The sequence below is a fragment of the Sorangium sp. So ce119 genome, assembly GCF_051524405.1.
Classification (GTDB): Bacteria; Myxococcota_A; Polyangia; order Polyangiales; family Polyangiaceae; genus Sorangium; species Sorangium cellulosum_G.
The window spans coordinates 9,293,405-9,306,264 of the sequence record NZ_CP150310.1 but is presented as its reverse complement, the minus strand read 5'-3'; the positions used below and the strand labels follow the sequence as shown (position 1 = coordinate 9,306,264).

The 12,860-nt window shown below is 72.0% G+C and carries 9 protein-coding genes; 2 read left to right on the top strand and 7 right to left on the bottom strand.

Annotated features, from left to right (window positions below; genetic code table 11):
• Positions 1–2 precede the first annotated feature (2 nt).
• The 3 genes from WME76_RS35100 to WME76_RS35090 all read right to left on the bottom strand — a co-directional run bounded on the left by WME76_RS35100 (position 3) and on the right by WME76_RS35090 (position 2,546).
• The gene (locus WME76_RS35100) at positions 3–845 is read right to left on the bottom strand and encodes a TIGR00730 family Rossman fold protein (protein WP_437962190.1); all 843 of its coding nucleotides are present in this window, start codon (positions 843–845) and stop codon (positions 3–5) included.
• Between the two features lie 333 nt (positions 846–1,178).
• Positions 1,179–1,541 (bottom strand): GFA family protein, encoded by a 363-nt coding sequence (locus tag WME76_RS35095; RefSeq protein WP_437956550.1) that lies wholly within the window; start codon positions 1,539–1,541, stop codon positions 1,179–1,181.
• A 237-nt stretch (positions 1,542–1,778) separates the two neighbouring features.
• Positions 1,779–2,546, bottom strand: coding sequence for an SDR family NAD(P)-dependent oxidoreductase (locus WME76_RS35090; RefSeq protein WP_437956549.1), 768 nt, complete (start codon positions 2,544–2,546; stop codon positions 1,779–1,781).
• A gap of 246 nt (positions 2,547–2,792) precedes the next feature.
• On the opposite strand from WME76_RS35090, the gene WME76_RS35085 reads away from it, so the two are divergent.
• Both WME76_RS35085 and WME76_RS35080 read left to right on the top strand, forming a co-directional pair.
• Positions 2,793–4,391, top strand: a complete 1,599-nt coding sequence (locus WME76_RS35085; RefSeq protein ID WP_437956548.1) for an FAD-dependent oxidoreductase — start codon at positions 2,793–2,795, stop codon at positions 4,389–4,391.
• A 186-nt stretch (positions 4,392–4,577) separates the two neighbouring features.
• Positions 4,578–6,767 (top strand): sensor histidine kinase, encoded by a 2,190-nt coding sequence (locus tag WME76_RS35080; protein WP_437956547.1) that lies wholly within the window; start codon positions 4,578–4,580, stop codon positions 6,765–6,767.
• Positions 6,768–6,837: 70 nt separating this feature from the next.
• On the opposite strand, the gene WME76_RS35075 is transcribed toward WME76_RS35080, so the two are convergent.
• From WME76_RS35075 to WME76_RS35060, 4 genes are all read right to left on the bottom strand, one after another.
• A complete protein-coding gene (locus WME76_RS35075; RefSeq protein WP_437956546.1) occupies positions 6,838–8,022 on the bottom strand; it encodes an aldo/keto reductase in 1,185 nt (394 codons plus the stop codon).
• Positions 8,023–8,052: 30 nt separating this feature from the next.
• A complete protein-coding gene (locus tag WME76_RS35070) occupies positions 8,053–9,348 on the bottom strand; it encodes a putative metal-binding motif-containing protein (RefSeq protein WP_437956545.1) in 1,296 nt (431 codons plus the stop codon).
• A 247-nt stretch (positions 9,349–9,595) separates the two neighbouring features.
• A complete protein-coding gene (locus WME76_RS35065) occupies positions 9,596–10,072 on the bottom strand; it encodes a PIN domain-containing protein (protein WP_437956544.1) in 477 nt (158 codons plus the stop codon).
• Positions 10,073–10,651: 579 nt separating this feature from the next.
• The gene (locus WME76_RS35060; protein ID WP_437956543.1) at positions 10,652–12,853 is read right to left on the bottom strand and encodes a glycosyltransferase 87 family protein; all 2,202 of its coding nucleotides are present in this window, start codon (positions 12,851–12,853) and stop codon (positions 10,652–10,654) included.
• Positions 12,854–12,860: the final 7 nt, after the last annotated feature.

Genomic DNA, 12,860 nt, shown 5'->3' with positions numbered 1-12,860 from the left:
GCTCACTGCTCCGGCACCGCGTCGGTGTGCTCCCCCGCGTGCTCCGGCCGCGCCGCCGCCCCCGGCGGGCCGCCGGTCATCGGGTCGGCCGCGGCGCGCTGCCTGGGTTCCCAGCACCTGCGCTCGTAGCAGTCGACGATCGTCTGACAGGCCTCCTCGATCGAGTCGGTGACGACCATCAGCTTCATGTCGTCCGGGGAGATCTTGCCCTCTGCCAGCATGGTTTCCTTGATCCACTCGACCATGCCGGACCAGAACCTCCGGTTGTAGAGCACGATCGGGAAGTTCTGCACCTTGCCGGTCTGCACCAGCGTCAGCGCCTCGAACAGCTCGTCGAGCGTGCCGAAGCCGCCCGGGAAGATGACGAACGCCTCGGCGTACTTCACGAACATCGTCTTCCGCACGAAGAAGTAGCGGAAGTTGATCGGTATCTGCACGAACGGGTTCACCGCCTGCTCGTGCGGCAGCTCGATGTTGCAGCCGATCGACACCGCCTTCGCCTCGATCGCGCCCCGGTTGGCCGCCTCCATGATGCCGGGGCCTCCGCCGGTGATGATGGCGAAGCCGCGCTCCCCGAGGCGCCGCGCGAGCTCGACGCAGGCCGCGTAGTCCGGGTCGTCCCGCCGCGTCCGCGCCGAGCCGAAGATCGCCACCGCGGCGTCCACGTGGGCGAGCGCGTCGAAGCCGGCCACGAACTCGCCCATGATCCGGAGGACCCGCCACGGGTCGGTCTGGGTGAAGTCGGCGGCGGCGGGCCTCGCGAGCTCCGGCCGGTTCAGCAGCTGCTCGTCCTCGGTCTTGCGCCCGGCGCGCGCCGAGCGGTTCAGCGTCGGGTTCGGCACCATGCGGGGATGACCGCCGTTCTCGCCCCCTGCCGTCGCGCCGGAGGGGGCCTTCGGCGCTCCGGCGCCTCGCGCTGGCTGCTCGGGGGACGGCACGGTCGTGGGTTGTTCGCGGCGCTCGTCGCTCATGGTCACCTCGGGCTTGGGGCTACCTGGACAAGCGTCGCCTGCGCGCGTCCTGCGGAGGCCCTCGACCACGGGCAACCTGAAACGGGCGGTCGGGACGTCAAGGGTCGTTGCCAGGCTGGACCGGGGCGAGGCGCTTCTCCCGCGCGTCCATCGCGTGTGTCGGCGGGCGCGTCGAGACGGCGCTTGCCGCGACCGCCCCGGCCGCGATCACGCGCTCTTGCCGTCGAACTTCATGGTCTTGAGCCCGTCGAGATCGACGTCGTCCAGGCAGCGGACGTTGATGGCGCACATCTCTTTCCCGTCGGGCCCCGTCCCCCGCGCGAACGACTCGACGCCGCACGCCGAGCAGAACAGGTGGTGAATGGTCTTCTTGTTGAACTGGTAGTCGGTGAGGGAGTCTCCACCCTGCTTGAGGGTGAACTGGTCCACCGGCGCGAAGGCCAGCATCACGCCCAGCTTCGAGCAGCGCGAGCAGTTGCACACGCCGACCGGAGCGCTCAGGTCCACCTTCACCTCGTAACGCACCTTCCCGCAGTGACAGCCACCCGTATAGGTCTTGAGCTCGGTCATGCGCGCATGGTGCCACAGGGCGCCGGCCCCGTACCGCAAAATACGAAGCGATGCGCCCCGCGCAGGCCCTGGGGGCGTCCGCTCGGGTGCATCGCCGCGGCAGGCAGGCGAGGCCCGGCGCATTGCCTCTCGTCGAGGATTCTTCTCGGTGTCAGGCCCAACCCGCGACCCCGCGTTCGTACAGCGCGATCGGCGGGACCGGCGGCGCGTCTCCTGATGCGCCTGCCGCGCCTGCTGTCATTGCTCCTCGTAGTCCCAGGTCAGCCCGCCATCGACGAAGTACGTCGAGCCGGTCACGTAATCGGCGTCTGCCGAGGCGAGGAACGTGGCGAGCCCGGCCACGTCTTCCGGCTTGCCCAGGCGGCCGAGCGGGATCTGCCCGAGCAGCGCGTCCAGCTTGTCGCGGTCCTTGAGCAAGTCGGCGTTGATCTCCGTCTCGATCGCGCCCGGCGCGATCGCATTCACGGTGATCCCGGTGCCGCGCAGCTCCACGGCCAGCGTGCGGGTGAGCATGCGCACGCCGCCCTTGCTGGCGCAGTACGCAGCGAAGTTGGGGAACGGCAGGTCCTCGTGCACGGAGCTGATGTTGATGATCTTGCCGGGGCGCCCGGCCTCGCGCAGGTGCCGGACCATCGCCTGGCTCCCGAAGAACACCGCCTTGAGGTTGGTGTTCACCACCTGATCGTAGTCCTCCTCGGTCACCTCCCAGAACGGCGCCCGCTTCTCCAGCCCCGCGTTGTTGACCAGCACGTCGAGCCGGCCGAAGTGCGCGACAGCGTCCTTGATCATCGCCTGCACGCTCTGGACGGAGGCGACGTCGACGGAGAACAGATGACCTCGCCGGCCGGCGGCCTCGACCTCGGCCAGGGCCTCCTCGGCGCCCTCTTTGCTCTTGTGGTACGTGATCCCCACGTCCGCCCCCTCGCGGGCGAAGCGGACGGCGATGCTGCGGCCGATCCCCCGGCTGCTGCCTGTGACGAGCGCGATCTTGCCTTGCAATCTCATGGTGGCCTCTCGTCGCTACCTCTAGCACACCCGCTCTCGCCAGCCCCTCCGCCGCGCGGGCGCGCTCCTGCACGGCCAACTGCACCGCTCGCCACATGCCCTGTCGCAAATTGCCACGCGCCCGGCGCCGCTCGCGCGGTTGACGCGCCGCTCTCGGCCCGCGCTGCGTGGCAGACCGTTTGCAGGGCGCGGGAGCACAGGGACCGCCGCTCGGCAGGGGCGGCTCGCCACGACCGGGAGGCCTCCATGACGGATCGAGCATACGATAAGGACACTGCATGGACCCACGCAGCGCTCCCGCCCATCGCTCCGCTCGCGACCGAGCACAGGACGACGGTGTGCGTCGTCGGCGCGGGGATCGCCGGGCTCACGACCGCGTACATGCTGGCCAAGGAGGGCAGGGGCGTCATCGTCCTCGACGACGGCGTGATCGGCGGCGGTGAGAGCGGGTTGACGACAGCGCACATCGTCAACGCGCTCGACCGCCGCTGGACCGAGCTCGCCAAGCTCCACGCGCCGGAGCGCCTCCGCCTCGCCGCCGCGAGCCACACGACCGCCATCGACACCATCGAGCGGATCGTGCAGGAAGAGGGCATCGACTGCGACTTCCGCAGGGTGCCGGGGTACCTGTTCGCCGCGCCGGGGCACCCGTCGAGCACGATCGAGGACGAGATCAAGGCCGCTCACCAGGCCGGCCTCGACCGCGTGAGCGGCGTCGAGCGCGCGCCGCTCGACGCGTTCAACACCGGGATCGCGGCGGTGTTCCCGGAGCAGGGTCAGTTCCACATCCTCCGCTACCTCGCCGGCCTCGCCCGCGCCGTGGAGCGTCACGGCGGCAAGATCTACACGAGGGCTCACGTCGTCGACGTCGACGAGCAGGCCGAGCCCGAGCACGTGATCGTCAAGACGGACCGCGGCGTGAACATCATCGCCAACGAGGTCGTGCTCGCCACGAACTCGCCCTTCCTGCCCTGGATCTCCGTGCACCTGAAGCAGGCGGGGTACCGGACCTACGTCATCGCCCTGCGCGTGCCGCGCGGATCCATCCCTCCTGGCCTTTACTGGGACACCGAAGATCCGTTCCACTACGTCCGGCTCAGCAACCTCGACGGCGCCGGCGGGCCGGACGAGCTCCTCATCGTGGGCGGCGAGGACCACAAGACCGGTCAGGCCGACGACGCGGATCAGCGCCACGCGCGGCTCGAGGCGTGGGCGCGCGAGCGCTTCCCCCAGGCGGGCCCGGTCGTACACCGCTGGTCCGGAGAGGTCATGGAGACCGCCGACGGCCTCGCGTTCATCGGCCGCCTCAAGAAGGAGTCTCGCATCCTCATCGTGACCGGCGACTGCGGCAACGGCATGACCCACGGCACGATCGCGGGCCTGCTCGTGAACGACCTCGTCCACGGCCGCGAGAACGCGTGGGCCGGGCTCTACGACCCGACCCGCGTGAACCTCACCCTGCACTCCGCGTCGGAGTACCTCAAGGAGAACCTGAACACGGCGGCGCAGTACACCGACTGGCTGACAGGCGGCGATCTCGACGACGTGGAGAAGCTCGCCCCGGGGACAGGCGCCATCATGAGGCGGGGGCTCACGAAGCTCGCCGTCTACCGCGACCCTCAGGGCCATGTCCACGAGCGATCGGCCGTGTGCACCCACCTCGGCTGTATCGTGGCGTGGAACCCGGCCGAGCGGACCTGGGACTGCCCCTGCCACGGCTCGCGCTTCGAGTGCACGGGCCGCGTGATCCGCGGGCCGGCGACGAGCGACCTCAAGCCGGTCGACACCGCCGCCCCGGGCGAGGCCGAGTCGCCCGCGGACAAGGAGCTCGCCCGGACCGGATGAGCGCGCCTCCGTGACGTCCACGGCCGCGAGGAGGAGACCGCGCCCCCCTCGCGCAGGGCGCGCCGAGCAGCCGCTCGGCCAGGTCGCCCGGGCGGGCGGCCTGGCCAGACGCTCCCCGGCTCGGCGGGGCGCAGGGCGCGAAACGTGACAGCGCCGCTGCACCATGTACAGATATACGGGAGAGACATGCAGGAGAGCCACCACCCCGGGGCCGCGGACAGGCCCAGCGACGCGCCGTTCCTCGCCGGCGACGGCGAGATGGCGCAGCTCATGCGCGATCACGACTGGTCGCGCACCCCTGTCGGGCCCGTGGAGACGTGGCCGCAGAGCCTGCGCACCGCCGTCAGCATCTGCCTCGCTTCCCGTCACCCCATCGAGATCTGGTGGGGACCCGAGTACGCCCGCTTCTACAACGACGCGTACCGCCCGATCCTCGGCGCCACGAAGCACCCGCAGTTCCTGGGCCGCCCGGGGCGCGAGTGCTGGAGCGAGATCTGGGACGTCATCGGTCCGATGCTCGACGGGGTGCGCGCCACCGGGCAGGCGACGTGGTCCGAAGACTTCCAGTTGATCCTCTCGCGCAATGGCTATCTCGAAGAGACGTACTTCACGTTCTCGTATGCTCCTGTCCTGATCGAGGACGGCACCATCGGGGGCATCTTCTGCGCCTGCGCCGAGACGACCGCGCGCGTCCTCAGCGAGCGCCGCCTCCGGGCGCTCCGCGCGCTCGGCGCCCAGTCGGCCGCGGCGGCGATGGTCTCCGTCGAAGAGACGTGCGCGCGCTCCGTGAGCACGCTCGCCGCGCGCTCCGCGGACGTGCCGTTCGCGCTGCTCTACCTGATCGAGCCCGGCGGCGCGGAGGCCCGCCTCGCCGCCGCCGAGGGCCTCTCCCCCGGCGGGCGGGCGAGCCCCGAGCGCGTCTCGCTCGCGGACGAGGGCGCCGCGTGGCCGCTCGCGCACGTCGCGCGGACCCGCCAGTGCCTGCGCCTCGACACCCCCGCCGGGCGGTTCGGCGAGCTCCCCGGCGGCCAGTGGCCCGAGCCGGCCCGCGAGGCGGTCGTGCTGCCGCTCGCGCGCGCCGGGCAGGCCGCGCTCCAGGGCTTCCTCGTGGTCGGCGTCAGCCCGCGCCGCGCGCTGGACGCCGCCTACAGCGACTTCTTCGAGCTCGCGGCCAGCCACATCGCGACCACCATCTCCGGCGCCCGGGCCTACCAGGACGAGCGCCTCCGCGCCGAGGAGCGCGCCGAGCTCCTCGCGCGCGAGCAGGCCGCGCTCGCCGAGGCCGAGCGGCACCGGTCGCGCCTCGAGACGCTGTTCCTGCAGGCGCCGGCCGGCATCTGCGTCCTGCGCGGGCCCGAGCACGTCTTCGAGCTCGCGAACCCGCGGTACCTCGAGCTCATCGGCAACCGCGATCTCCTCGGCAAGCGCCTCTGCGACGCCTTGCCCGAGACCGCGCCGGCCGTCGTCCCGCTGCTCGACCGGGTGTATGCCACGGGCGAGCCGTTCTTCGGCAATGAGTTCCCCGTGTCGCTCCAGCGCGGCGGCGAGATCGAGGAGTGCTTCTTCAACTTCATCTACCAGCCCATCTACGACGCCGCTGCCCGGGTCGAGGGCATCGCCGTGCTCGCCTTCGAGGTCACCGACCAGGTGCGCGCGCGCCGGCGCGCCGAGCAGCTCGCCCACGCGCTCGCCGTCACCAACCAGGATCTCGACCAGTTCGCCTACGTCGCTTCCCACGACCTCAAGGCCCCTCTCCGGGGCATCGCGAGCCTGTCCGAGTGGATCGAGGAGGGGCTCGCCGACAAGATGAACGACGAGGCGCGCCACCAGATGCGCATGCTCCGCGGCCGCGTGCACCGCCTCGAGGCGCTCATCGAGGGCATCCTCAGCTACTCGCGCGCCGGCCGCATCCGCGACAAGCTCTCTCACGTCGACGTGGGCGCGGTCGTCGCGGAGTGCCTCGAGCTCCTCGCGCCCCCGCCCGAGGCGACCGTCGTCGTCGGCGACGGCATGCCGACGCTCCTCGCCGAGCGCGTGCCGGTGCAGCAGGTGTTCATGCACCTCATCGGCAACGCGCTGAAGCACGCGCGCCGCGCGGACGCCGTGATCGAGATCGCGTGCGCCGACGCGGGCGACTTCCACGACTTCACGGTGAAGGACAACGGCCCCGGGATCCCGCCGCAGTTCCAGGAGCGCATCTGGGGCATCTTCCAGACCCTCGAGGCGCGCGACAAGCTCGAGGGCACCGGGATCGGCCTGTCGGTCGTGAAGAAGATCGTCGAGACGCGCGGCGGCAAGGTGGCGCTCGAGTCCGAGCCTTACGCCGGCGCGACCTTCCACGTGTACTGGCCGAAGCGCCAGAAGACGGCCTCGTGACGTCCCCCGGCGCGCGGCCCCGTTCATCGCCGCCCTGCCGCGCCGTCCGGAAGCTCGGCGCGCGCGAGACTCAGTGTTTGCCGAGGCGCTTGACCTCTTGCCCGGCGAGCAGCGCGTGCGCCTCCACCAGCGCCTCGGCGATGCGGTGCCGCTGCGGCGCCTCGGCGAGGACCTGCGCGAGGTCGAGCTCCCGCGCGCGCTCGGCGCGGTTGCCGGGGAACCAGTGGTCGCCGTTGCCGAGCAGGTTGTACCGCACCTTGCCGTAGGCCGTCATGTCGAACGCCCTGGCGAGGTTGTAGAGCCTCAGGATCTCTCGGATGTTGATCTGCCCCGGGACGGCCTCCCACTCGGGCAGGCCGACGTGCCATGTGTCGACCCACGCGCGGCCGAGCGCCCGCTCGAGCTCCTCGTCGAGCCTGCGCAGGATCGGCGCCAGCGCCGCCTGCGCGGCTCCCTCGCCCTCGAGCAGCGGCAGGACCTTCATGTGCTCGTCGAAGTCGGACGGGCGCGCCGCCCCGACGCTGATCGTGTGGACCTCGGGGCGCGCGAGGCAGAACAGGTCGTTGAACACGATCGGAGAGAGCGGGTCGCAGAGCCGCACCAGCTTGTCGGTCGGCTCGTACAGCCGGCCCCCCTTGTCGGTGGGGCTGATGATGAACACCCCCATGTCGCGCGCGGCGGCAGCCTGGATGGCCGGCCATGCGAACTGGTTCACGTAATACCAGTGCAGGTTGACGTAATCGAGGCGACCGTCCTTCACCATCGCCGTGATCACGCGCGGCGACCCGTGCGTCGAGAACCCCACCGCGCGCGCGCGCCCCTGCCGCTTCAGCTCGAGCGCGGCGTCGACGCAGCCCCCTTCGCGCAGCGACCACGCGAGGCGCGTCTCGTCGTTCACGCCGTGGATCCCGAGCAGATCGACGTGATCGAGGCGAAGGAGCTTCATCGATCGCTCGAACGTCTCGAGGAACTTCCGAGGATCCGCGTCCGGGCTGACCTTCGTCTGGACGATGATCCGGTCGCGCGGCAGCTTCGGCAGGATCTTCCCGAGCTGCTCCTCGCTCGTGCCGTATCCCCGCGCTGTCTCGATGTGGTTGATGCCGAGCTCGAGCGCCCGCGCGATGCACGCCTCGACGTTGCGCTGGCTCTCGGTCGAGACGCGGTCGCTGTCGTTCCAGGACTGCTGGTACCGCATCCCTCCGCAGGAGAGGACGGGCATCTGGATCTCGGTACGACCGAAGCGGCGGTAGAGCATGCGTGTGACCTCGAGCGAGGGAAGGGGGATCTACCGCACCCTGCCAGCTCGCCGCAGGCGCCGCAACGCGAGGAACGCGAGCGGCGAGAGGAGGGGGACGAGCCGCCATGGAGGCCCTCCCTGGGGGTCGATCGCGCAGCCGCCGGACTGCCCGCCGCCGCTCTCCTCCTCGGGCGCGCCGCTCCCCGAGGAGCCCGGGATCCCCGCGCCGGAGCTGCCGGACGCGCCGGAGCTGCCGGACGCGCCGCCGCTGCTCGCGCTGCCGCTCCCGCCCGGCCCGCAGACGCCCGGGTCCTCGTCGACCTGGCCGTCGCAGTCGTCGTCGAGCCCGTTGCAGACCTCTGCCGTCGGCTCGCCGGGCGTGCACGACCCGGCGGTGCACGTGCTCGCCTCCCGCGCGCACATGCCGACGCCGCACACCTCGCGCATGCCCTCGTCGATCCGCTCGTCGCAATCGTCGTCGATCAGATTGCACGTCTCGACCGCGTCCGGGTGGACGCTCGGAGACCTGTCGTTGCAGTCGTTCGAGCTCGGCGCGAACCCCTCGGGGGGGCACTTCGCCATGACCGTCGCGCCGAAGAACGACCCGTACCCGTCGCCGTCCGAGTCCTCGTACTGGGTGGAGACCTCGAGGTCCTCGTCGATCTCACCGTTGCAGTTGTCGTCGCGCTCGTTGCAGGCCTCGGCCTGGTCCGGGTGGATGTTGACGCTGTAGTCGTCGCAGTCGTCGCCGCGGATGGCGTGATCCGGAGGCTGGCTGCAATCGACCCTGGGCACGCCGGGGTCGCCGTGGCCGTCTCCGTCGCGATCGAGGTAATACGTCTCTCCGGCGCACCCGAACGCGAACGCGGCGCTGGCGGACTGCGCGCCGTCTCCCCGCGAGAAGTTATCGCCGTTGGCCGAGACGGCCCACACCTCGAAGACGACGCCGCCCGGCGTCGGCGGCGCCGTCCACCGCGCGTCGAAGCGCACGACGCCGCCGCTCGCCCGCTTCGGCGTGTCGTGGACGAGCTGGTGATCGTCGATGAGCTTCGTGCTCTGACCGTCGATGGCGGCGAACCGACCCACGCCGGTGCGCACATAGAGCCCGCCGACGTTGATGTTCCCGGCCGCGATCGCGACCTGCAGAGTCACCGCCTCGCCGGCCGCCGGGTTCTTCGGGTTCATGTCGACGGTGATGCTCGGCGTCGCGCCGCCGTTATGGCACCCGTTGCACCCGTCCACCGCCACCCCGTTGCGGCGCGCGTGGGCCTGCGACGCGGCCAGCGTGGTGAGCAGGGCCAGACCCACCGGCAGGACCGGTGAAGGGAGCGATGTTCTTCGCATGCGCCTCGGTGCGCAGCCCGGGCTCGCGGGCTCCGCGCGCTCCGCTGCGACGCTCAGGGATAGCCTTACTCGATGGGCGCGACAAGCGCATACGCGCAGAGCGCAACATTGTAGCGCGACCATCCAGCGCGGCAGTCGAGGGCGTGCGTTGCGCTCTTGCCGCTCTTGCCGCTCTTGCCGTTCTTGCCGTTGCCGACGTTTCCGGAGCAGCGGTGTCGCGAGGTGCCTTGCCGTTCGGCGCGGCGCGTTAACCGAGGCGGACGTGCTGCGGCCGCGTCACGTCGCAGACAACGCCGTGGTACTTGAGGAGCCCCTCATCGAGCGTCACCACGGTCGCCTCCGCGCCGTGCGCGGCCCACAGGTACACGAGGTCGGTCGCGTTCGCGAACGGCCTGCGGCCGCGCATGCGCCTCGTCAGCAGGCCGAGGAAGTCCGTGAGCGCGTCCTCTCCCGCGGGCGCGACCAGCTCGACCGCGAGGCCCGCCAGCGCGGCCAGCGGGCTCGCGCTCGCCGCCGGGGCGCGCCGGGGCGACGGGCGCGGCGCGGCGAGCCGTTGCTCGGCCACGTACACCTCCAGCCACAGCTCGGGCGGCGCGAGCACGCGGGCCGCGCCCGCCGTGACGGCCGCGCGGGCGCGCTCGAGGAAGGCGAACGCGTCCGCGTGCCCCGGCTCGGCGGGCTTCATCGAGGCGATGGCGACGGAGCTGTCGAGCACGATCCGCATCGCGGCTTCACCGCTCCTTGACGCGCTCCGCGGCGAGCAGCGCGCATGGCCGCCGCGGAGAACGTGATGGCACACGTTGGCACGGCGGCGCGAGCGTTGCGACCGGAAACACGGTTGTTCGCGCGGTACATGCCTTGCTTTGTCGCCGGCCATGAGAGCTTTTCTGGTCCGCATCCTCCTCGCATCCCAGTGGGGCGCGAGCCTCGCTCTGGCGTCTGGCTGCGGCCCTCGGGTCGAGTCCGGCTCCAGCTCCAACCCACCTGAAGGCGCAACCTCGGAGTCCGGCGGAGGCGGCGAGACCGATCCTCCGGACGCCTCGGCGCCGCTGGATCCCACGCCGGAGCCGACCTGCGTCGGGCCGTTCCATGACGGCGGCTATTACGGGCAGTGCTGTTACGAGGTGCACTGCGCGGCGCCGGTCGACGGCGCCTGCCCTGCGGCCGCCCAGGCGGCGCCGCACCTCGAAGGCCTGCCGCCCGGCTCGGGATCGTGCCTGTGCGACGGCGACGGCGAGGGCGGGGCCCAGTCGATCCAGGGCCCCTACGCGAACCGCGCCGCGTCGGACCCGGCGAGCTGCTGCTATCTCGTCGGGCACATCGGCTGCGAGGGGCGCCCGCTCCTGGTCCGCGGCGAGCCGCGCGTCGCCCCGCTCTCCCGCGCTCCGAGCGCCTGGTCCCGGACCGACTGGCAGCGCTTCGAGCGCGCGCTCGCGGACACCGACCTGCGCGCGCTCCCGCCGGCCGCGCGCCGCGAGCTCGCCCGGCGCTGGGCCGAGCGCGGCCAGAGCGAGCACGCCTCGGTCGCCTCCTTCGGCCGCTTCGCGCTCGGGCTGATGGCGCTCGGCGCGCCGCCTGCGCTGCTCGAGGCCGCGCACCGCGCGGCGATCGACGAGGTGCGGCACGCCCGCCTCGCGCTCGCGGTCGCCTCGGCGTACGCCGGCGAGCCGGTGGGCGTCGGCCCGCTGCCCCTGCGCGGCGCGCTCGACGACGTCGGATCGCTCGAGGCCCTCACCCTCGACACGGTGGTCGAGGGCTGCGTGGGAGAGACCCTGTCCGCCATCGAGGCGGAGGTCGCGGCCCAGGCCGCGGAGGCGCCCGCGGTGCGCATGGCGCTCCAGGCGATCGCCCGCGACGAGGCGCGCCACGCCGAGCTCGCCTGGGCGTTCGTCCGCTGGGCCGTCGCGGTGGGCGGCGCGGGCTTGCGGGAGCGCGTCGCCGCGACCTTCGCGCGCGCGCTCGACCAGGTGGGCTCCGCGCCGACCCCTGCGGGCGGCGACATCCCGCCCACCCACGGATTCGTGCCTCCGGCCGAGCTCCGCCTGCTGCGCCAGCAGGCGATCGCCGACGTGCTCCGCCCTGCGGCCGCCGCGCTCGTCGCCTCGCTCCTCTCGACGGACCGCGAGCTCAGCGGCGACCGTGGACATGCCCTCCTGAGCGGCGGCGCGACGTACCCGTCGACGTGAGCCCGCGGCGGCGCCGCCGGCGCGACCGCCCCGGGCGCGGCCGATCCCTCGCGCCGCTCCCGCCAGAGCAGGACCATGCCGAGCGCGTAGATCGCGAGCAGCACATACAGGTTCACCGAGAGCGCGAGGGGCGGCAAAGGCGCGTTGAAGCGCTCGTAGACATACGGAAAATCGATGGTGGCGAGCGAGATCAGGACCACGAGCGCGCCCATCTCGAGCCGGCGCTCGTCCTTGGCCGCCCGGTCGAGCGCGTAGAGCGCGGCCGGGAAGATGTAGAGCACGTGGTGCACGTAGGTGAACGGGCTCGCGACCACCATCGCGACGAGCAGCGGCAGGAGCAGCCGGAGCGAGCGCTCGGGCGAGGCGGCGCGGCCGGCCAGCGCGAGCGCCGCGCCGACGAGGAGCAGGACGGTGATCACCGACGCGGCCTTGATCGTGGCGGCATCCTGGCCGAAGAGCCGCGCGTAGAAGCCGGCGAGCGAGAAGTTCGCCGCCGTGCCCGGATCGAAGAGGCCCGGGATCCTGGCGCCGTGCGACATGCGCGGCAGCCGCCTCAGGAACTCGACCCACGCGGGCGCCGCGCCGAACGGCAGGCTGATCACGACGAGGGCGGCGAGCCCGGCGGCGAGCCCGGCGAGCGCGCGGAAGCGCCGCTGGATCACCCAGGGGATCGCGAGCAGGATGGGCGTGACCTTGATCCCGGCGGCGACAGCGAGGGCGAGCCCCGCGGGGGTGTCCTTGCCCGAGAGCGAGAGCGCGAGCGCGGCGCAGATGAACACGAGCACCAGCGGGTTGACCTGCCCCATCGCCAGGCTGTTGCGCAGGTTGAGCGCCCACGCGAGGAAGGCGATGAGCGCGAGCAGGACCGTGGGGATCGCGGGCCCGCGCGCGGCGTCGTCAGCGCCCCGCGCGCCCCGCGTCGCGCGCCGGATCGCGGCGACGGCGAACGTCGCGGCGAGGCCGTAGCTGACGACGGCCATGGTCGACCACACCTGCTGGGCGACGTTCGGTGGCAGGCGCGCGAGCCACGAGAAGGTGTGCGCGAAGAACGGCGGATAGAGATAGGGGAACGTCGGCTCGTGCGGGAGCTGCAGCTCCCTGGCGATCGACTCGAGGACGGTGACGTCGTAGACGTCGAGCCCGCGGCTGGCCGCGACGGCGGCGGTATAGAACGACTTGAAGTCGATCGCGACTGGCTGCTTGAGGGCGATATCGAGGACGCAGAGCCAGGCGGCGCCCGCGGAGAACGCGAAGACCGCGAGGTGACCCAGGTGCTTGTTCGAGATACGCGCCCTGACGGCGGCGAGGATCGATGTCACGGCGCGG